Here is a 20090-nt window from a genome sequence, read left to right as displayed (position 1 = left end):
AGCGTCCCAGGGGTGACCACCGCGCATCCGACGTACGACCAGCTCGCCGCCCTGCCCTCCTACACCGCCCAGGCCGTGCCGGCGGCGTTCGAGGACATCAACGGCCACCTCAACATCCGGCACTACGTCGGCATCGCGAGCGAGGGCCTCGACGAGTCGCTGGTCGACGTGGGCATCCCGCAGAACTGGCCGACCGTGGCCGGGCAGGGCGTGTTCACCGCGGAGCACCACATGACCTACCTGTCCGAGCTGCGCACCGGCGACCGGATCTCGGCCCGGGTGCGGCTCGTCGGCCGCTCGGCCCGCGCCGCCCACGCGGTCGTCTACCTGCTCGACGACACCCACCAGCGGCTCAGCTACGCGATGGAGGAGATCTTCCTGCACATCGACATGGCGAGCCGGCGCACCGCCGAGTGGCCCGAGGACGTCGCGGCCGCGCTCGACAAGCGGATCGCCGCCGAGGCCGCGCTGCCCTGGCAGCCCGCCCTGTCGGGCTCGATGGCCCTGCGCTGACCCCGGCCGGTGGACCTGGCGGCGCTCCTCGGCACCTGGTCGCTGACCCGCGTGGTCCACGACCGGAGCACGGGTGAGCGCCGCGACGTCACCGGGACCCTCACACTGACGGCCGAGTCACCACACCGGATCCGGTGGGTCGAGGCGGGCACGATGAGCTGGCCCGGGCACGAGGTGCCGGTCGAGCGGACGCTGTACGCCGACCTCGAGGACGGCGGCTGGATCGTGCGGTTCGCCGACGGGCGCGTCTTCCATCCCTGGACGGTCGGCGCCCGGGTCGACCACGCGTGCGCGCCCGACCACTACCGGGGCCTGGTCGAGGTGACCGGCGACCCGGTCGAGGCGTGGACGGTCACCTGGGACGCCACGGGACCGCAGAAGGACTACCGGATGGTCACCGTGCACGACCGACGGCGCTGACCGCGTCTCGTCGTACGACGCCCGCCGCCGGGGCCGGTCACTCGGAGGGCGGGATCACGCCGTTGCGCAACCCCCAGGCGACGGCCTGACTACGGCTGCCGACGCCGATCTTGCGGTACGCCGAGCGGATGTAGGTCTTCACGGAGTTGATGCTGACGAAGACCCGGTCGGCGATCTCCTGGTTGGTCAGGCCCTGGGCGATCAGCGCGAGCACCTGCTTCTCGCGGTCGCTGAGCCCGACGTGTCCGTGCTCGGACCGCCCGACCCCGGCCGCGGCCTCGACCATCGCCAGGATCTGGTCCACCCCGCCCCGCAGCGGCACCCAGCCGACCGCGCCGGTGCGCCGCAACAGTTCGTCGATGTCCTCGGCTCCCGGGTGGTCCGCGTCGTGGAGGACCACGTCGGCCTCCCCGCTCGCGACCACCACGACCCGGTCGGAGCGTGCGGTCAGCATCGTCCGCAGTCCCTCCTCGACGGTCTGGTCGGGGCTGGCGATCGCCAGCCGGAGGGGACGCCCGGGCATGCCCGAATCCTTTCGGGACAAGGCCCGTCCGAGCCACCCGGACTCACCACCCGAAGGGGTGAAAGTGCAGGTGAGACAGGTCTCTCGCGCCCGTCGCGGCGCCGTCAGTGGTCGCGCAGGGCGCGGATCAGCTCGGCCTTGGTCATCGACGAGCGGCCGTCGATGTCCAGCTCCGCGGCGCGACCGCGGAGGTCGTCGACCGTCCACTCGTCGTACGACGGGGAGCGTCCGCCCCGCTTGCCGACCTCCTGTCGAGAGGAGTTGGCGGCGGCGTTCGCGATCGCGGCGGACTTCTGCTTGCTGTTGCCCTCGCCGCGGAGCTTCTCGTACAGCTCGTCGTCCTTGACGCTGGGGCCGGGCTTCTCGCCACCGGGCATCGCGATCACCTCCGTTGCGGTCGGACCGTCTCCGTACCCGCGGTCGCCCGCGGCATGCGGGCCGGCACTCACGCCGCCCGGGTGAACTCGCATGGCGGGACGGCGGGCGTCTCGGCCGGAGCGGGGGCGGCACGGAGCTCGCGGACGGCGATGACGAGCCCGGCGACGGCGGCGACGATCGCGACCGCGGCGACAGCGAGGAAGGCGTAGCCGAGAGCGACCAGGGTGGTGTCGATCATGAGGTCCTCCTGGGTTGCCGGGTCCGCGGTGGCGGGCCCGGATCGGTGCGTCGGGGTTCCGACTGATCCACCGTGCCCCTGGCCCCTTGAGGTCCGCTGGGAGTCGACTGGGAGCCTCGCCGACGTCGCCCGGCGGCGGGGGTGGCGGGCTCCTGACGCAGGCGCGGGTCAGGTGTGCCCGGGGTGTTGATGTGCCCCAGGGTGTTGACGTGCCCGGGTGTTGGTAGGCCCCGGGTGCCGCCCGCGCCGCCGCTGACGCGGCCACTCCATCGATCCCGTTGGGTCGCGCCGGGGCCGGTTCAGGGGTCACACCAGCACCCCGCCTCCCACCTGGCAGCCGAGACCCGCACGACACGCCGGGCCGGCACGGCGGGTCGTGCGGGTTTCGGCTGCTGACCGCCGAAACCCGGGACACCTGGGAGGGACGGGGCTCGAGGCTCAACCACCGCCACCGCCCGTGTCACGACCCACCGCGGCGGATCGGGTCAGAATGGGAACGGGCGCGGGGCGTCGCGCGTCGTCACCCACTGCAGCTCGGTGAACTCGTCGACGGCGAAGCCGACGCCGAAGCTGCCCCACCCGCTGTCCTTGGTGCCGCCGAAGGGCATCTGCGGCTCGTCGTTGACCGTCTGGTCGTTGACGTGCACGATGCCGGCGTCGAGTCGCCGGGCGACCTCCATGCCCTGGGCCGCGTCGGCGGCGAGCACCGCGGCGTTCATGCCGAAGGCGGAGGCGTTCGCCCGGCGCACCGCCTCGTCGCGGTCCTCGACCGCGTCGATGACCACGACCGGCCCGAAGGTCTCGTCGAAGGCCAGCTCGACGTCGGGCGGCACGTCGACGAGCACGGTCGCCGGGTAGCACGGTGGTCGCGCCTCGCCTCCCGCGAGCACCCGGGCGCCGTGCGCGACGGCCTCCTCGACCCGGCGGGCGATGGTGGACAGCGCCCAGCGGCTGATCACCGGGCCGATCACCGTCTCCGGGTCGGCGGGGTCGCCGACCGGCAGGCTGGCGGCCCGGGCGGCGAAGCGCTCGGAGAACTCCTCGGCGATGGGGCGCTCGACGTAGATCCGGCGCGCGCACATGCACACCTGCCCTTGATGCACGAACGAGCCGAAGACGGCGGCGTCGACCGCGTAGTCGAGGTCGACCCCGTCGAGCACGATCAGCGGGTTGTGGCCGCCGAGCTGCAGCAGCATCCGCTTCAGGTGCCGGCCGGCGGCCTCGGCCAGGCGCCGGCCGGTCGTGGTGGACCCGGTGAAGTTGATCCGGCGCACCAGCGGGTTGGCGATCAGCTCCTCGCCGACGAACGCCGCCTCACCCGGCCCATGGGTGACCAGGTTGAGGACGCCCGGGGGCAGCCCGGCCGCCACGAAGACCTCGGCCAGCAGCGCCCCGCAGGCGGGGGCGTGCTCCGACGGCTTGAGGACCACGGTGTTGCCCAGCGCGATCGGCCCGGCGACGGCGCGCGAGGAGAGCGTCAGCGCGGCGTTCCAGGGTGCGATCGCGCCCACCACCCCGACCGGCCGGCGTACGGCCATGGCCCGGGTCCCGGGCAGGTCCGAGGGCAGCAGCTGGCCCTGGGACGCGTACGGCAGCGCGGCGGACTGGCGCAGCAGCGAGAGGGCGAACTCGAGCTGGATGTCGGCGAAGTGCCGGGTGCAGCCGGTCTCGTGGGCGAGCAGGGCGATGACCTCGTCCCCGCGGCGCTCGAGCTCGTCGGCCGCCCTCAGGAAGATGCCCTGCCGCTCGTGCGGCAACGACTCCGACCACGGGCCGAACGCCTGCTGGGCGGCCTCGATGGCCGCCCGGGTGTCGTCCTGGTCACCGGCCGCGACGGTGGCGACGACCTCGCCCGACCACGGGCTGACGCTGTCGAAGACGCGCCCGTTGCGGGAGTCGATCCACTCCCCGCCGATGAGCTGGCGCACGTGCTTGACCGCCGCCGGTGGTTCCGATGGACGGCCCCGCGTCCCGCAATCCGGAACGCTCACCCGAGGTACCCCATCCGCTGGGAGATCTCCTGCGCCGTGCGCCGCAGCGGGGTCTGCAGGCGGGCCACGACCGCCTCGACGGTCGCGTTCCAGGCGCTCAGGTGCACCGCGATCCCCACGGCCGCCACCACCGTGCCGCCGTGATCGCGCACCGGCACCGCCAGCGAGCGCAGGCCGGAGGCCAGCTCCTCGTCGTTGACGGCGAGCCCGGTGCGGCGTACCTCGGCCAGCTCGGCGGTGAGCTGCTCGCGGGCGGTGATCGTCTTCGGGCCCCGGCGGGCCAGGTCGATCCGGTCGACCGCGGCCCGCACCGCGGCGGGGTCGCGGTAGGCGAGGAGCGCCTTGCCCATCGACGTGCAGTACGCCGGCAGCCGCGTGCCGACCTGCACGTTCAGCTCGATCCGGAACCCCGCGCGGGTGGGCCGCCGGCGGTCGACGTACACGATGTCGGCACCGTCGAGGATGGCCATGCTGACGGTGTGGTTGGTCTCGTCGGCGAGCGTCTGGAGGGCGCGGCCGGCCACCTTCGTGAGCTCGAGCGAGCTCACCGCCGCGACGCCGAGACCGATCGCCGCGGGACCGAGCTCGTACTTGCGGGTCTCGGGGTCCTGCTCGAGGTAGCCGAGCGCGACGAGGCTGGCGACGTAGCGGTGGCAGGTGCTCTTGCTCAGCTCGGTGGCGCGGGCGATCTCGACCAGCCCGAGCGGGCGCCGGTGCTCCGCAAGGGCGGTCAGCACGGACAGCCCGCGCTCCAGCCCCGCGGCGCTCGCCCCCGCCGGCTCGGCGACCCTCGCGACCATGCCCGGGACAGTACTGGAACCGGGTTCGCTGTCATGGAACACCCGTTTGACGGGGCACCCGGCGCCCCGGAGCATCTGCGGCTCAGGCATCCGCCGCCCACGATCCCGCGCACCCGCCGACCCGCACTCACGGAGGAGTCCCCCGCATGACCGACCTCGACGCACTCACCCTGGTCGGCGCGGCACACGCGATCCGCACCGGCGAGCGCACCTCGACCGAGCTCACCGAGCACTTCCTCGCCCGCATCGAGGAGACCGAGCCGGCGGTGCACGCCTGGACCACCGTCGACGCCGACGGCGCCCGGGCGGCGGCGCGCGCGGCCGACGCGGCCGTGGCCGCCGGCGCCCCGCTCGGGGCACTGCACGGCGTGCCGCTCGGGGTGAAGGACATCGTCGACACCGCGGGCCTGCGCACGACGTACGGCTCACCGCGCTGGCTCGACCACGTCCCGGACCGCGACGCGACCGCCGTGGCCCGGCTGCGGGCGGCCGGCGCGGTCGTACTCGGCAAGCACGCCACCCACGAGCTGGCCTGGGGCGGGCGGACGGACAGCGCCCGCCTCGGGCCGACCCACAACCCGCATCGCCGCGACCACATCCCGGGCGGCTCGTCCGGCGGGTCGGCCGCCGCGGTGGCGGTCGGCAGCTGCCTGGGCGCGATCGGCACCGACACCGCCGGCAGCGTCCGGATCCCGGCCGCGCTGAGCGGCTGCGTCGGCTACAAGCCCGGCCGGGGCCGGGTCAGCCTCGCCGGGGTGATGCCGCTCGCGCCGTCCCTCGACCACGTCGGCGCCCTGGCCCGCACGGTCGAGGACGCCGCCGCGATCGTGGCCGCCATCGCGGGCCCCGACCCGGCCGACGCCCGCACCGAGGCGCTCGCGCCGGAGGACGACCCGGAGCTCGACGTCCGCGGTCTGGACGTCGCGTTCCTCACCGGCTGGCCGACGCACCCGCTCGACGCCGGCGTCGCCGCGGCGTACGCCGAGACCCGCCGCCGGGCCGTGGACGCGGGCCTGCGGGTGGGCGATCGCGAGGTCGCCGGCGAGGCCGGCGCGGCCGAGGCGCTGCTCACCCGGATCCTCGCCGAGGCGGGCGCCCGCCACCGACCGACGTACGCCGAGCGGCCGGACCTCTTCGGCGCGGACCTGGCCGAGCTGCTGGCACTGCCGGCGCCGACGCCGCGCGAGCTGGCCGCCGCCGAGGCGACCATCGCCCGCACCAGCGCGCAGCTGTTCGGCCTGTTCGCCGACCACGACGTGCTGGTGCTGCCGACCGTCGCGGTGCCGGCCCCGCCCATCGGCGCGACGACGGTGGCCGTCGGCGGCGAGCACCAGCCGGTCGAGATCGCGCTCACCCGGCTCACCAGCCCGTTCAACGCCGCCGGCCTGCCGGTGGTGAGCATCCCGGCCGGCACGGTCGACGGCCTGCCGGTCGGCGTCCAGGTCGTCGCCGGCCCGGGCGCCGACCGCCGAGCGCTCGCGGTCGCCGCCGCGATCGAGGCCGGAGCACTCGACTAGAACGTGTTCCTATTTCGGTCGCGGCCGCCTACAGTCCCGGCATGACGCAGTTCTCCCGCGCGGAGCTCGAGACCGCCTTCCAGGACTACCAGGACGAGGTCGACCGGATCGCCGGCAGCGGCGACTGGGCCCGGTTCGCCGACCTGTTCACCGAGGACGCGACGTACCGCGAGCACGCGTACGGCGACTTCACCGGCCGCGAGGAGATCCGGCGCTGGATCACCCGCACCATGTCGGCCTTCCCCGGCAGCGCGATGCCGCACTTCCCGATCGCGTGGTACGTCGTCGACGAGGAGCGCAGCCGGATCGTCTGCGAGGTCTACAACGAGATGCACGATCCCGGGGACGGGCAGCCGCACGGCGCCAGCAACCTCACGATCCTGACCTACGCCGGCGACGGCCTGTGGTCGGGCGAGGAGGACGTCTACAACCCCGCGACGTTCCTGCGGGCCACGCAGCAATGGTGCCGGGCGGCCCGGGAGCACGACCGGATGACGCCTGCCGCCGAGGCCTGGATGGCGGCCTTCGGCGGCTGACGCCCACGCGCCGCTCAGGCGCTCCGCTCGCTCCTCGGGATGGTCAGCGCCAGCACGCCGCCGAGGACCGCGGCCGCGGTGGCGACCAGGAAGCAGACCTTGAAGGCGTCCTCGGACGGCAGCCCGGTGCCGCTGATCGTCAGCCCGGTGAGCACGGCGGCCATGACGGCCGCGGCGATCGTGGTGCCGACCGAGCGCATCAGGGCGTTGATGCCGACCGCCGAGGCGGCCTCGTTCATCGGGACGGCGTCCATGACGAGCGTCGGCATCGCGGCGTACCCGATGCCGACACCCGCGGAGCAGACGACGGACGCGACCAGGATCTCCCAGGGCGCGTCCATCAGGAAGAACGACAGCAGGTAACCCCCGCCGAGCACGAAGGCTCCCAGCGCGAGCGCGTACTTGGCGCCGAAGGTGCGCATGATCCAGCTCGAGACGGGCGCGAGCGCCAGCATCATCAGGCCGCCCGGCGCCATCCAGAGTCCGGCGGCGAGGATCGACTGCTCGAGCCCGTAGCCCGTGGACTCCGGCAGCTGCAGCAGCTGCGGGAAGACGATCGCCTGGGCCATCATCCCGAAGCCGATCACGATCGCGGCGATGTTGGTGAGCAGCACGGGACGGCGAGCGGTCACCCGCAGGTCGCAGAGCGGGTCGCGGCGACGCAGCTCGTACCAGCCCCAGACCAGCAGCACGACCACGCCCGCCGCGATGCAGCCGACGGTGCGGCCCGAGGTCCAGCCCCAGTCGTTGCCCTTCGAGACGCCGACCAGCGTGGCGACCAGGCCGACGGCGAGGCCGATCGCGCCGCCGACGTCGAAGCTGCCCTCGTGGGCGTCGTGGACGTGCGGGACCAGGAGCCAGGTGCCGAGGCCGACGACCAGCGCCAGGCCGGTCGCCACCCAGAAGAGCCCGTGCCAGTCGCCGCTCTCGGCGATCCAGGCGGACAGCGGCAGGCCGATCGCGCCGCCGACGCCGAGCGTCGCGCTCATCGCCGCGACGGCGGTCGTCGCCATCGCGGGCGGCACCACCTCGCGCATCAGGCTGATGCCCACCGGAATGAACCCCATCGCCAGGCCCTGCAGGGTCCGGCCGGCGAGCACCGGCGCGAGGCTGGAGGAGAGCGCGCAGATCAGCGAGCCGGCGAACAGCAGCACCGAGCTGCCGACCAGCACCCGCTGCTTGCCGAAGAGGTCGGCGAGGCGGCCGGCGATCGGCATCGCGACCGCGCCGCCGAGCAGGGTCGCGGTCACCACCCATGACGCGTTGGCCGGGGTGGTGTGCAGCAGGCCCGGCAGGTCGGGCTGGATCGGGATGACCAGCGTCTGCATGAGGGCGACGCTCATGCCACTGAAGCAGAGGACGACGACGGTCAGTGCCGCCGCGCGTCGTCCCTGGTCGACCAGCGGCTCGACCTCCTCCGCAGTCGCGGTCGTCTTGATCGTGTCCGTCACTCGCCCTCCGTCCGTGCTGCGGCGCGGCTCCGGGTCCGGAGCCGATGTGCATCATACATATGTACTCTGCACATCGGCGGTACCATCCATCACGTAGAGGCCCCGCGGAGCACAGGCACGCCTGATCCGCAGGACACGCAAGGAGGACCATGGCCGGGAAGGCCGCCCCCGACCGGGCGCAGGCATCGCTGCTCGACGACCTCGCCGACGAGCTGCTGCGCTTCAGCAAGCGCCGGCACGCCGGCATCGAGGGCACCGAGCTCGACACCTCGGCGTTCAAGCTGCTCTGGGTGCTGGCCGACGAGCGCCCGCGCACGCTGCGCGAGCTGGCCGAGGAGCTCGACCTCGAGCTCTCGACGATCAACCGTCAGGTCAACGCCGCCGTGCGCGCGGGGCTGCTGGAGCGGTTCTCGGTGCCGGACAGCCCGAGCAAGCCGGTGCGCCGTACGCCGGCGGGTCGGAGGTCCTACGAGCACGACTCCGCCGTGCACGCCGACCTGCTCCGCTCGGTGCTCGCCGAGATGGGCGCGACGTCCGCGCGCGAGCTGATCAGCGGACTGCGCGCGTTCAACGACGCGTACGAGCGGCGGCCGCCGCGGCGTCGCCGGGACTGACCCCGGCCCCGTGGCCGTCCCACCACGAGGACCGGCGGCTTGCCGGGCACCCCGCGGCGCACCGTAGGGTCGGGGCGTCATGGATGCCACGCCCCCGCCGGTCACCGCGCCGGAGCTCGCCACCCTCGACCAGGAGATCGGCTCCGACAGCGCAGCGGTCATCCACTCGCTGGCCTCTCGCCTCGAGGACGCCGGGCGGGTCAGCGACCTCGACGTCTTCGTCGAGGCGGTGCTGGCCCGGGAGGCACTCGGCTCGACGGTGCTGCCGGGCGGCATCGCGATGCCGCACGCCCGCAGCCATGCCGTGACCGCGCCGTCGGTGGCGGCCGGCCGCCTGCCCGATCCGGTCTCGTTCGCCTCCGACTCCGACCCGGTCCGGCTGGTGCTGCTGATCGCGGCGCCGGGCGACGACTCCCCCGGCTACCTCGAGCTGCTGCAGAGGCTCGCGACCGCGTGCGTGCTGCCGGCGTTCGTCACCGACCTGGCCGAGGCGGAGACGCCCGGGGCGCTGGCCGACCTGGTCGGCTCGGCGGTCGCGCAGCACTGACCCGACCGCCCGGCACCGGCCGCACGGGCATCCCCAGCGCGACGGTCATCGCGAGCACCTCGTCGGGGTCGTCCAGGCGGTCGCCGTAGAGGTCGCGCAGCTGGGCCATCCGGTACCGGACGGTCTGCGGATGGACGACCAGCTCCGCCGCGACACCCTCGCGTCGTCCCTGGTGACGGAGCCAGGCCCGCAGCGTCTCGACCAGCTTCTCCGCGGTGGCCGGCCGGACCTCGGCGAGCGGCGCGAGCACCCGGACCCGGAGGTCCTCGCGGGCCCGGGCGTCCGAGGTCAGCACCAGCTCGGTGAGGTGGAGGTCGGTGTCCGGCCCGAGGCCGAGTCGCCGGGCGCGCGACGCGCGCTCGTAGGACCGGCGTACGTCGAGCCAGGCCACAGCCTGCCCGGCCGTCGCGTCGTGGCCGCCGAGCGCGCGGAGCAGCACCGCGCGCCGGCGGTCGTGCATGTCGGGGACGAGCAGCAGCGTCGTACCGTCGGCGAGCTCGGCGGCCTCGTCCAGCTGCAGGGTGCCGCCGGGCAGCAGGCCCAGCACCGACCGGGCGTGCGCCTCGGGCACCAGCACGGCGGTCAGGGTCGTCGGGATCGCCCAGCCGGCCTCCTCGGCGGCGGCTCCGACCACCTGCTCGCCGGTGCCGAGGAGCAGCTCACGACCGAGCCGCTCCATGCGCCGCCGCCGGATCCGGCCCAGCGTGGCGCGCTCGTCCGCGTGCCCGGCGACGGCGGCGGCCGAGAGCTCGTCGATGTAGGCGAACACGAGCTCGGCGAAGTCGACGAGGACGGCGGGCTCGACCCGGTTGGCCACCGCCGCCGTCGACAGCTCGCGCCAGGCGACCCGGGCACCGATCCGGAACGCCGCCAGCAGCGCCTCGGTGGACCGGCCGCTCCGCGCCTCGCCCCGGCCGAGCTGGTAGGAGCCGGTGGCCGCAGTCGCTCCCGGCGCTCCCGGATCCGTGCTCCGCCGGCCGCTCGCGAGCGACAGGAACCCGCCGAGCGCGAGCTCCACGGCGTTGCGGATCGTCTCGGCCATCCGGCTGTCGAAGGCGTTCGTGTAGCTCGGGACCTCGCTGATCACGGCGCTCATGACCCGCTCGGAGACGTGCGGCAGCTGGGCGCGCATGGCCCCGATCGCTCCCGCCGGGAGCCGCAGGCCGTGGTCGGCGGCGCGCCGTGCCATCTCGCTCAGCTCCGGCTGGCGACCACTAGATCGACCAGTGCATGCCGCCGTCGACGCTGACGGTGTCGCCGGTGACGTACGACGCGGGTCCGGACGCCAGGAAGGCCACCAGGGCCGCGGCCTCCTCGGGGGTCCCGAACCGGCCGGCGGGGATCCGCCGGCGGATGAACTCCTCGCGGCCCTCCGCGGTCGGGAAGGCGCGCTGGACCTGCTCACTGTCGACGCGCCCCGGCGCCACGCAGTTGACCGTCACCCCGGCCGCCGCGACCGTGCGCGCCAGCGCCTTCGACCACAGGATGCAGGCGGCGACGGCGGCCTGGGCCGCGGACACGACGGCGGGCTCCAGGAGCCCGACGAAGTTGACCACTCGGCCCTGGCCGCTCGCCTCCAGCATCGGGAGCACCGCCTGGGTGAGCCGACGCTTGGCGTGGAAGTTCAGCTCGAACTGCCGGTACCAGAGCTCCTCGGTCAGCACGTCGCCCGCCTGTTCCGCCGCACCGGCGGCGTTGACCAGGACGTCGAGCCGACCGTGGCGCTCGGCCACCGCGGCGGCGACCCGGTCGGCACTCTCCGCCGCAACGAGGTCCGCCTCCAGGACGTCCGGGCGTGCCCGGCCCGACCCCGCGATCTCGTCGGCCAGCTCCTCGAGCTGGGTGCGGCGCCGGGCGACGAGCAGGACGTGCGCACCCTCGTCGGCGAGCGCCCGGGCGGTCGCCCGGCCGATACCGGCGCTCGCGCCGGTCACCAGGGCCACCCGGCCGTCCAGCTGCAGGTCCATGTCAGAGGCCGACGATCTCGGCGTAGCGGCGCATCTTCTTCTCGTAGTCGTCGTCGCCGATCCGGGGCGAGACCACGACCTCGTCGATGCCGAGGCGGAAGGCCTCCTCGATGTAGGCGCGGTCGTCCTCCCAGTCCTTCTCCGTGGTGCCCTTGCTGCGCCGGCCGACCTTGAGCGAGAGCTCGGACATGTCGCGACCGGCTGCCTCCATGGCGACCGAGAGCTTCTCGGTGAAGACCTCGATGTCCTCGTGGGTGCGGCTGTACCCGGCCCACCCGTCGCCGTACTTCACGATCCGCTCGAGGGTGGCGCGGCTGTTGCCGCCGACGATGATCGGCAGCCGCGGCTGGGCCGGCTTCGGGAAGCAGTAGAGCGGCTCGAACTCGACGAACTCGCCGGAGAACGACGTCAGCTCCTCCTCGGCCCACAGCTCGCGGATCGCCGCGAGGTACTCGTTCATGCGCTCGCCACGCCGCTCGAAGGGCACGTCGAGCGCGGTGTACTCCTCCTCGGACCAGCCGACGCCGACGCCGAACTCGAAGCGGCCCCCGCTGAGCTGGTCGACGCTGGCGACCTGGCGGGCGGTGACGATCGGGTTGCGCTGCGGCACCACGAAGACGTAGGTCCCGATCCGCAGGGTCGTCGTCGTGGCCGCGATGGCCGAGGCGAGCACCAGCGGGTCGTGCACGCCGAGCATCCGGTGCACCTCCTGGGCGCCGCCGGACTCGTAGGGGTACTGGGAGCGGTAGCTGGGGAAGAAGACGACGTGCTCGGGGAGCCACACGGAGTGGTAGCCGATCTCCTCGATCAGCTGCGCGGCGTCCATCGACCACCGGCCGTCGCGCGGTCCGGCGCCCGGGAAGAGCTCACTGATGCCCAGCTTCATGCCATCACCTCTGTCGTGTCCGTGCCGACCGCACCGGCCAGCTGCTCCTTGAGCACGTGCTTCATCACCTTCATGCCGGAGTTGCGGGGCAGCTCGGCGAGGAAGAAGACGTGCACCGGCTTCTTGTAGCCGGCCAGCTGGGTGCGGGCGAAGGCGCGGACGTCGTCCGCGCTCACCTCGGCGCCGGTCCGCAGCACCACGGCGGCGGAGACCGCCTCGCCCCACCGCTCGTCGGGCAGGCCGAAGACGGAGGCGTCGACGATCTCGTCCATCTGCACCAGGACCCGCTCGACCTCGGCCGGATAGACGTTGGCGCCGCCGCTGATGATGAGGTCCTGGGCACGGCCGGTCAGGTAGAAGTAGCCGGCCTCGTCGCGGAAGCCGAGGTCGCCGGTGAAGTACTCGTCGCCGCGGAGCGCGGCCGCGGTCTTCTCCGGCTGGTTGTGGTAGCCGGAGAACATCGTGTCGGCCTCGATCACGAGCTCGCCGACCTCGCCGTCCGGAACCGTCTCCCCGTCCGGGTTCGCTACTCGCATCGTCGAGGTCGGCAGCGGCCGGCCCACCGAGGCGAAGATGTCCCGCGCACCACCGAGGCCGCGCCAGTCGCTCCGGTTGGTGATCGTGATCGGACCGACGACCTCGGTCATGCCGTAGGTCTCCACCAGCCGGTCGTCGATGAGCTCGACCAGGTCCGAGGCGAGCTCGGGCGGCAGTGGTCCACCGGAGTGCAGCACCGACTGCAGCGTGTCGAGCGCCCCGGGGTGCAGGCGCAGGGCCTCCATCAGGCCGGGGATGAGCGGAGTGAGCCCGAGCGTGAACGTCGAGCGGTTCTCGACCATGTGCCGGCCCCACTCGTCGGGGGTCGCGCCGGGGATGAACGAGACGGTCCCGCCGGTGTAGAAGTGCGGGAAGATCACGCCCCACAGGCCGGAGACGAAGGACCAGCCGCCGGGGAACGCCGCGTGGCCCTGGAGCGGGAAGCGGTAGGCGTAGGGCACGAGCTTGATGCAGTTCGTGACCGCCCGGTGGCTGACCAGGACGCCCTTGGGGAAACCGGTGGTCCCGCTCGTGTAGCCGACGAGCGCGATGTCCTCGGGCCGGACGTCGGCCTCGATCGGGTCGGCGGCCGCGGCGCCGAGGGCGGCGTCGAACGACTCGGCGCCGGCGGGCGGCGCGTCGTCGATCGCGAGCCACGCGGCGAGCGCCGCGGTGGTCGTGAGCGCGGCCGCGACCGGCGACGCGCCGTCGGTGTGCACGAGCGCCACCGCACCGGAGTCCGACAGCACGTAGTCGACCTCGGCGGCGGTGAGCCGGTCGTTGACGTGGACCGCGGTGAAGCCGCCCAGGGCGAGGCCGACGTACACCTCCAGGGACTCGACCCGGTTGCCGAGCATCGCGGCCACGGACTGGCCGGGGCGGACCCCACGGTCGCGGAGTGCATGGGCGAGCCGCCACCCGCGGTCCACCACCTCGCCGAAGGTCCGCTGACGGCCCTGCGAGACGATCGCGACGTTCCCGTGGAACCGGCGACCGGCGTTGGCGAACAGTGCTCCGAGCGAGTCGGTCATGAGTGCTCCTTGAGGTCGAACAACCGAACTGCGTTGCCAGCAAGGAGGAGCCCGAGCTCCTCGGCCGAGAGGACCGGCGCGTCGCCGTCGTACGGCGCCGCGAGGTCTCGCACCATGCTGATCCACCGCACCAACTCGTCGCCCTCGGGGTCCTCCCGGGGACCCCGGATGATGTCGGAGCCGAAGACCAGACGATGCGCCCCGATCTGCTCCTTCATCAGGCGCACCCGGCGCCGGAACTCCGGGTAGTCCCGCTGCGCCAGCCGCTGCCACAGGGACAGCTCCAGGTAGGCGTGCTGCCAGCCGGTCGCGCAGTCGAGCGCCTCCGCCCACCACGCCTCGATGCCGGCGTGCGCGAAGGAGACCCGCAGCGTGGGGTACGCCGCCAGCAGCGCGCCGATCTCGGCGGGGCGGCTGCGGATCGTCTGGAGGGGGTCGCCGCCGAGCGGGCTGCAGTGCACGACGACCGGCAGGTCGCGCTCGCGGAGCGCCTCGAACAGCCAGGCGTGGTCGGGGTCGCGCAGGTCCCAGCCCGCGGCCGGGTAGAGCTTGACGCCGCGGCAGTGCGGATGGGCGACCGCGGCCTCGAAGAGCGCGCGGGCGTCCGCGTGCCGCGGGTCGAGGCCCGCCGCGAAGTAGAGCCGGCCCTCGTGCTCGTCGCAGAGCTGCTCGTACCGGGCGTTCAGGCTCGCGATCGGCAGGTGCTCGCCGGCCGGGGCCCCCACGACGGTCCAGTCGACGACCGGCACCACGCCCGCCTTGACGCCGGCCCGGTCGAAGGCCGCTATCGTCAGCCGGGCCTCGGGGTCGCTCTGGCCGCGGGAGACGTGGGCGAGGATCTCCTGCGGGTCGCGCTCGGGCAGCCGCCGGCCCGCGCCCTGCCGCGCCCAGGCGAGGCGCAGCCCCTCCGGGAGCCAGGAGGCGTCCCAGACGTGCAGGTGCGCGTCGATGACGAGGTCCGACACCCGGTCAGCCCCTCGCCAGCACGTGCACGCTCGACGCGGCGGTCAGCCAGTCGACGACCCCGCCACCGATCTGCACGACGGCCCGCCGCGGATCGAGCAGCTGGAGCTCGCCGGCCTCGCCGCGCAGCTGCTGCACCACGTCGTGGATCTGGGCGAGCCCGCTGGCGCCGAGGGCGTGGCCACGACCGACCAGACCTCCGGAGCGGTTGACGGGCATCGCGCCGTCGGCCTCGGTGACGCCCTCCATCGCCCACTTCTGCTCGTCGCCGGGCCGGCACAGGCCGACGTCGGTCCACGCCATCAGCTCGTAGGCCACCGACGCGTCGTGCACCTCGGCGAGGTCCATGTCCTCCGGCCCGAGCCCGGCCTGCTCGAACGCCGCGTGCGCCGAGGCCTCGACGGCGTTCGGCGCGTCCGGCTGGTCCTGGGGCGGCCGGGTCGCCATCCGCGAAGCGAGGATCTCGACCGCGCGCGGCGAGGCGACGGCCTCGGGGCGGCTGGTGACGACCACGGCGGCCCCGCCGTCGCTGACCGGGGAGCTCATCAGCACCGTCAGCGGCTCGACCACGACGCGCGAGGCCAGGACGTCCTCGACGGAGGCACCGAACCGGCGGTGGGCGAAGGGGTTGAGGCGTGCGCTCTCCAACGACCGGGAGGCGATCCGGGCCAGACCCTCCATCGTCACGCCGCGCTCGTCGAAGAGCATCCCGGCCAGTCGGGCCTGGCGGTCGACGAACGGGCTGCGCTCCTGGCCGGCTCCGTCGCCGGTGGCGAAGCCGGCCTCGACGTCCATGCCGGCGGCGTACGCGCTGAACGTGCGCTGGCGGTCCTCGTGGTTGGCCTTCTCGACGCCGAGGGCGAGGACGGTGTCGTACATGCCCGACGCCACCGCCATCCAGGCGAGGTGCAGGGCGTTGCCACCCGAGGCGCAGGCGTTCTCGACGTTGTGGATCGGGATGCCGGCCAGTCCGAGCGGGTAGCCCACAACCTCGCCGCGGATGCACTCCTGACCGGTGATCAGCCCGGCCAGGGCGTTGGAGAAGAACATCGCCTGCACGTCGCGGACGCCGATGCCCGCATCGGCCAGCGCGGCGTCGACCGCGACCCGGCCGAGCTCCTTCATCGAGGTGTCGAGGAACTTCCCGAACGGGCTCATCCCGACACCGCTGACGACGACCTTGCTCACGAACAGCTCCTCACTGCGAAACGATCGGTGGGATCGGCCAGGCGGCGCTCACGCCGCCGTCGACCAGCAGGCTCTGGCCGGTCACGTAGCCGGCGTCGTCGCTCACCAGGAAGGCCACGGCACCGGCGGCCTCCTCGGGGCGACCCTCTCGGCGCATCGGCACGACCGCCGCCCGGGCGTCGCCGTTGCCGTCGCCGAACTCGCGCCGCACCAGGGCGGAGTCGATGTTGCCGAGCACGACGGCGTTGGAGCGGATCCCCCGGTCGGCGTACCGGACGGCGACGTGACGCATCACGGCCAGCTGCGCGGCCTTGGTGGCCTCGTAGGACAGCGACCGGCGGCTGCTGAACACGCCGGCGGTCGAGCCGACGAACGCGAAGCACCCGCGCCCCTGCTCGAGCATCGGCACCAGCGCGGCCTGGGCCGTCAGCCAGTGCGAGCGCACGTTGACGTCCGAGGCGAGCTCCCAGTCGTCGAGCGACTGCACCTTGACCGGCTCGCGGCCGGAGACGCCCACGTTGCACACGACCACGTCGAGCCGGTCGCCGAACTCGACCGCGGCGCGGACGGCCGCGACACACGACTCCGGGTCGGCCGCGTCCACCTCGACCGCGAGCCCGGCCCCGTCGAGGTGGTCGACGGTCGCCTGGGCCCGTCCGAGGTCCTTGTCACCCACCACGACGAGCGCGCCCTCGGCCGCCAGGCGCAGCGCGATCGCCCGTCCGTTGCCCATCGGCAGCGCCTCACCTGGGCGCGCCGGGCCGTCGCTGCCGCCGCCGAGCACGTACGCCACCCGGCCCTCCAGCCGCTTGCCGTCCATGTCAGTAGCTCCTCGGCAGGCCCAGCACCTGCTGGGCGATGAAGTTGAGCGACATCTCCTGGCTGATCGGCGCCAGCCGCATCACGCGGGCCTCCCGCCAGTAGCGCTCCACGTGGTACTCGAGCGCGTACCCGAGTCCGCCGTGGGTCTGCATCGCCCGGTCGGCGGCGTCGTAGCCGGCGTCCGCGGCGAGGTACTTCGCGATGTTCGCCTCGGCCCCGCAGGACAGGCCGGCGTCGCAACGCCCCGCCGCGATCAGCGTCATCTCCCAGGCCGCCTCCAGCCGGGCGTGGGAGTCGGCGAGCGGGTGGCTGAGCGCCTGGTTGCTGCCGATCGGGCGGTCGAAGACCCGCCGCACCTTGGCGTACTCCGTGGCCCGCCGCAGCGCGGCGTACCCGATCCCCGTGGCCTCGGCCGCGATCAGGATGCGCTCGGCGTTGAGCCCGGCGAGGATGTGCTTGAAGCCCTTGCCCTCCTCGCCGACGAGCCGCCAGCCCTCGACCGGCAGGTCGTCGTAGAAGGTCTCGCACGTCGCGACCGCGTTGCGCCCGGTCTTGGGGATCGGCCGGATGTCGACGTGCTCGGGGTCGAGGTCGATCAGGAAGAGGCTGAGCCCCTCGAACCGGCGGGCCTCGTCGTCGGGCGCGGGCGCCGTCCGGGCCAGCATCAGCGCCACCGAGGACTCGAGCGCCTTGCTGGTCCAGATCTTCTGACCGCTGATCCGCCACCCGTCGCCGTCGCGGACCGCGCGGGTCTTGATCTTCGAGGTGTCCGTGCCGGCGTCGGGCTCGGTCACCGCGAACGCGACGTGCAGGTCGCCCGCCGCGGCCGCCGGGAGGAAGGTCTCCTTGAGCCGCTCGTTGCCGTACTTGATCACCGGCTGCAGGCCGAAGACGTTCATGTGCAGCGCGGTACAGCCGTTCATCGCCGCACCGGAGGCGGCCACCTCGCGGAGCAGGATCGCGGCCTCGGTCACCCCGCGCCCACCGCCGCCGTACTGCTCCGGGATCGCGACGCCGACCCAGCCGTCCTTCGCCATCGCGTCGAAGAACTCCCAGGGGAACCGGTGCTCCCGGTCGCACGCCGACCAGTAGTCGTCGTCGAACTCCGAGACCCGAGCCCGGATCGCCTTGGCGATCAGCTCGTGGTCCGGATCGCGCAGCTCACGCACCTGCCACCTCCTGTTGCACTCACTGAGAGTAAAGCAAGTGCTTGATTCTTATCAAGCACTTGCTTGCGATGGATCGGCCCGGCCGCCATCAGCGGTCGATGCCGTAGACGTCGAAGGCGTGCCGGGTGTCGCAGTACTCGCGGATCTCGGCGAGCCGGCCGCCCTCGGCACGGAGCACGAAGACATAGCGGTTCTGGTAGGTGCCGCCGTCGCGGTGCCCGCCCTGGCCTCGCACCTCGACGGCGACCAGGCCGCTCTCGTCGTACGCGTCGTCGACGACCACGCGGTACGCCCGCAGCGCGAGGCCGTCCGGGAAGGTCGTGCGCAGTCCGCCGATCCGCGGCGCCCGCGCCGTCACCGGCACCCGCCCGACGACCACGAGGTCGGCGTCGGGGTCGGCCGGCGCCTCGGGGCCCGCCGTGCGCAGCCGGCCGCCGTCGGCCCACCAGGTGGCCTCCGGCGTGCACACCGCGAGGAGGCGGTCGCCGTCGGCGGCCTCCAGGCTGGCCAGGAACTCCGCCGCCAGCCGCTCCGCGGGATGGCTCGACGGGCCGAGGTCGCGCAGCACGTCACGGTCGGGCGGCGGCGCGACCGACCGGCGGTCGAGGTTGCGGCCGTCGAAGACCGCAGCACTGTGCGCCGTGTCGAGGTACTCCCGCAGGCCGGTCACCAGCCCGTCGGCGACCGACATCACGAAGCAGTAGCGGTTCCGGTAGGGCCGCTCCCCCAGGAACAGCCCGTCCCCCTCCACCTCGAGCACCGCGACATCGCGACCCGCGAAGGAGCGGCGGACCAGCTGGCGTACGCCGCCGGGGAAGCGCTCGGGGACCGACGCCAGCAGATCGCACTTCTCCTGCGCCGGCATCAGGCCGTGCAGCGGCCACGGCCGGTCCGGTCCGGGATCGACGTCCGGGTCTCCGGCCGCGCGATCGGTCCCGGTGTCGACCCACCACGTCCCGTCGGGCGCGAACCAGCGCCGTACGCCGGCCGCGTCGTTGCGGTCGAGCTCGGCCATCAGGCCGAGGGCCGCGTCGAGCGTCGTCGTCATGACTGGCTCCGGTCAGCTCGCGTCCGCGCCCGCCCGGTCGCCGTCCGAGAGCATCTGCACCAGCACCGCCAGCTCCTGCTGGAACGACGTCATCACCTCGGCCCGGGCCGGGTCGTTGATCTCGTCCCAGCCGTCGCGCAGGCTCTCGGGGGAGAGGTCGCGCGCGAACAGGCCGGGGGTCTGCGCCACCACGACCCGGGCGACCCGGCCACCGCCGACGTTGTAGACCTCGCCCGTCGTCGGGCACTCCTCCGCCGCCAGCCACGCCACCAGCGGCGCCACCAGGACGGGGTCGAGCTGGTCGGCGAGGTCGCCGAGCAGGTCCTCGGTCATCCGGGTGCGAGCACCGGGCTCGATCGCGTTGACCTGGATCCCGTGCCGGGCGCCCTCCAGGGCGAGCGTCTTGGTCGCACCCCAGATGCCGGCCTTGGCCGCGGCGTAGTTGGTCTGGCCGAAGTTGCCGAAGATGCCGGCCGCGGACGTCGTGTTCACGATCCGGCCGTATCCCTGCTCGACCATCACCGGCCAGGCGGCCTTGGTCATCCACAGCGTCCCGTGCAGGTGGACGTCGAGCACGGCGTCGACGTCCTCGCGGGTCAGCTTGGCCATCGTCCGGTCCCGCAGGATGCCCGCGTTGTTGACCAGGATGTCGAGGCGGCCGAAGGTCTCGGTCGCGAGCCGGACGATCTCGGTCGCGCCGTCGAGCGTGCGCACGTCGGTCGTGTCGACGATCGCGGTGCCGCCGGCGGCGCGGATCTCCTCGACCACCTGCTCCGCCGGGGTGGCCTCGGCGCCGCCGCCGTCGAGCGACCCGCCGACGTCGTTCACCACCACGGCCGCGCCTCGCGCGCCGAGCAGCAGCGCGTGCGCCCGTCCGAGCCCGCGTCCGGCACCGGTCACGACGGCCACCCGTCCGTCCAGCCTGATCTCGCTCATCGTGTTGGAAGCTCC

Annotated in this window: 22 protein-coding genes; 6 read left to right on the top strand and 16 right to left on the bottom strand. The window is 73.7% G+C overall.

Annotated features, from left to right (window positions below; all coding sequences use genetic code 11):
- The first annotated feature begins 12 nt into the window (after positions 1-12).
- Positions 13-513, top strand: coding sequence for a thioesterase family protein (locus FHU40_RS12440; protein WP_183592647.1), 501 nt, complete (start codon positions 13-15; stop codon positions 511-513).
- A gap of 9 nt (positions 514-522) precedes the next feature.
- Positions 523-933 carry a DUF6314 family protein gene (locus tag FHU40_RS12435; RefSeq protein ID WP_183592646.1) on the top strand — a complete coding sequence of 137 codons (411 nt, stop codon included), beginning with the start codon at positions 523-525 and terminating at the stop codon, positions 931-933.
- Between the two features lie 37 nt (positions 934-970).
- Here the strand turns inward: FHU40_RS12435 and FHU40_RS27705 are convergent, their stop codons facing one another.
- From FHU40_RS27705 to FHU40_RS12410, 5 genes are all read right to left on the bottom strand, one after another.
- A complete protein-coding gene (locus tag FHU40_RS27705) occupies positions 971-1456 on the bottom strand; it encodes a response regulator transcription factor (RefSeq protein ID WP_221199821.1) in 486 nt (161 codons plus the stop codon).
- A 104-nt stretch (positions 1457-1560) separates the two neighbouring features.
- Positions 1561-1833 carry a DUF7218 family protein gene (locus tag FHU40_RS12425; RefSeq protein WP_183592645.1) on the bottom strand — a complete coding sequence of 91 codons (273 nt, stop codon included), beginning with the start codon at positions 1831-1833 and terminating at the stop codon, positions 1561-1563.
- Between the two features lie 68 nt (positions 1834-1901).
- Entirely contained in the window at positions 1902-2072 is a 171-nt protein-coding gene (locus FHU40_RS12420) for a hypothetical protein (protein ID WP_183592644.1), read from the bottom strand.
- A gap of 485 nt (positions 2073-2557) precedes the next feature.
- A complete protein-coding gene (locus FHU40_RS12415; protein WP_183592643.1) occupies positions 2558-4000 on the bottom strand; it encodes an aldehyde dehydrogenase family protein in 1443 nt (480 codons plus the stop codon).
- Between the two features lie 59 nt (positions 4001-4059).
- Positions 4060-4863 carry an IclR family transcriptional regulator gene (locus tag FHU40_RS12410; protein ID WP_183592642.1) on the bottom strand — a complete coding sequence of 268 codons (804 nt, stop codon included), beginning with the start codon at positions 4861-4863 and terminating at the stop codon, positions 4060-4062.
- Positions 4864-5009: 146 nt separating this feature from the next.
- Here FHU40_RS12410 and FHU40_RS12405 point away from each other — a divergent pair, with 146 nt between their 5' ends.
- Together FHU40_RS12405 and FHU40_RS12400 are read left to right on the top strand one after the other, a co-directional pair.
- Positions 5010-6380 (top strand): amidase, encoded by a 1371-nt coding sequence (locus tag FHU40_RS12405; RefSeq protein WP_183592641.1) that lies wholly within the window; start codon positions 5010-5012, stop codon positions 6378-6380.
- A 41-nt stretch (positions 6381-6421) separates the two neighbouring features.
- The gene (locus tag FHU40_RS12400) at positions 6422-6916 is read left to right on the top strand and encodes a nuclear transport factor 2 family protein (protein WP_183592640.1); all 495 of its coding nucleotides are present in this window, start codon (positions 6422-6424) and stop codon (positions 6914-6916) included.
- 14 nt (positions 6917-6930) lie between these two features.
- Here FHU40_RS12400 and FHU40_RS12395 read toward each other — a convergent pair whose 3' ends face one another.
- Entirely contained in the window at positions 6931-8367 is a 1437-nt protein-coding gene (locus FHU40_RS12395; RefSeq protein ID WP_183592639.1) for an MFS transporter, read from the bottom strand.
- Between the two features lie 149 nt (positions 8368-8516).
- Between FHU40_RS12395 and FHU40_RS12390 the strand changes: the two genes are divergently transcribed.
- Complete coding sequence (locus tag FHU40_RS12390; protein WP_183592638.1) at positions 8517-8981, top strand: MarR family winged helix-turn-helix transcriptional regulator; 465 nt, start codon at positions 8517-8519, stop codon at positions 8979-8981.
- A 79-nt stretch (positions 8982-9060) separates the two neighbouring features.
- Entirely contained in the window at positions 9061-9528 is a 468-nt protein-coding gene (locus FHU40_RS12385; RefSeq protein WP_183592637.1) for a PTS sugar transporter subunit IIA, read from the top strand.
- Here FHU40_RS12385 and FHU40_RS12380 read toward each other — a convergent pair.
- The 10 genes from FHU40_RS12380 to FHU40_RS12335 form a co-directional block, all read right to left on the bottom strand.
- Entirely contained in the window at positions 9455-10717 is a 1263-nt protein-coding gene (locus tag FHU40_RS12380; RefSeq protein ID WP_183592636.1) for a PucR family transcriptional regulator, read from the bottom strand. The genes FHU40_RS12385 and FHU40_RS12380 overlap by 74 nt on opposite strands.
- Positions 10718-10742: 25 nt before the next feature.
- Entirely contained in the window at positions 10743-11495 is a 753-nt protein-coding gene (locus tag FHU40_RS12375; protein WP_183592635.1) for an SDR family NAD(P)-dependent oxidoreductase, read from the bottom strand.
- Between the two features lies 1 nt (position 11496).
- Positions 11497-12381, bottom strand: coding sequence for an LLM class F420-dependent oxidoreductase (locus FHU40_RS12370; RefSeq protein WP_183592634.1), 885 nt, complete (start codon positions 12379-12381; stop codon positions 11497-11499).
- On the bottom strand, positions 12378-13949 hold the full coding sequence (locus FHU40_RS12365) for a class I adenylate-forming enzyme family protein (protein WP_183592633.1): 1572 nt from the start codon (positions 13947-13949) through the stop codon (positions 12378-12380). Before FHU40_RS12365 ends, FHU40_RS12370 begins: the two co-directional genes overlap by 4 nt.
- Positions 13946-14914, bottom strand: a complete 969-nt coding sequence (locus FHU40_RS12360) for an amidohydrolase family protein (protein WP_183592632.1) — start codon at positions 14912-14914, stop codon at positions 13946-13948. Before FHU40_RS12360 ends, FHU40_RS12365 begins: the two co-directional genes overlap by 4 nt.
- Positions 14915-14918: 4 nt before the next feature.
- Positions 14919-16100 carry a thiolase C-terminal domain-containing protein gene (locus FHU40_RS28960; protein WP_183592631.1) on the bottom strand — a complete coding sequence of 394 codons (1182 nt, stop codon included), beginning with the start codon at positions 16098-16100 and terminating at the stop codon, positions 14919-14921.
- A 10-nt stretch (positions 16101-16110) separates the two neighbouring features.
- Positions 16111-16920 carry an SDR family NAD(P)-dependent oxidoreductase gene (locus tag FHU40_RS12350; RefSeq protein WP_183592630.1) on the bottom strand — a complete coding sequence of 270 codons (810 nt, stop codon included), beginning with the start codon at positions 16918-16920 and terminating at the stop codon, positions 16111-16113.
- Position 16921: 1 nt separating this feature from the next.
- Positions 16922-18091 (bottom strand): acyl-CoA dehydrogenase family protein, encoded by a 1170-nt coding sequence (locus tag FHU40_RS12345; RefSeq protein WP_183592629.1) that lies wholly within the window; start codon positions 18089-18091, stop codon positions 16922-16924.
- Between the two features lie 88 nt (positions 18092-18179).
- Positions 18180-19139, bottom strand: coding sequence for a nuclear transport factor 2 family protein (locus tag FHU40_RS12340; protein WP_183592628.1), 960 nt, complete (start codon positions 19137-19139; stop codon positions 18180-18182).
- 12 nt (positions 19140-19151) lie between these two features.
- Entirely contained in the window at positions 19152-20075 is a 924-nt protein-coding gene (locus FHU40_RS12335; RefSeq protein ID WP_183592627.1) for an SDR family NAD(P)-dependent oxidoreductase, read from the bottom strand.
- Positions 20076-20090 lie beyond the last annotated feature (15 nt).

The sequence above is a fragment of the Nocardioides soli genome (assembly GCF_014191495.1).
Lineage (GTDB): Bacteria > Actinomycetota > Actinomycetes > Propionibacteriales > Nocardioidaceae > Nocardioides > Nocardioides soli.
The sequence above is the reverse complement of the archived record's forward strand: the minus strand, read 5'-3'. Positions and strand labels throughout refer to the sequence as shown.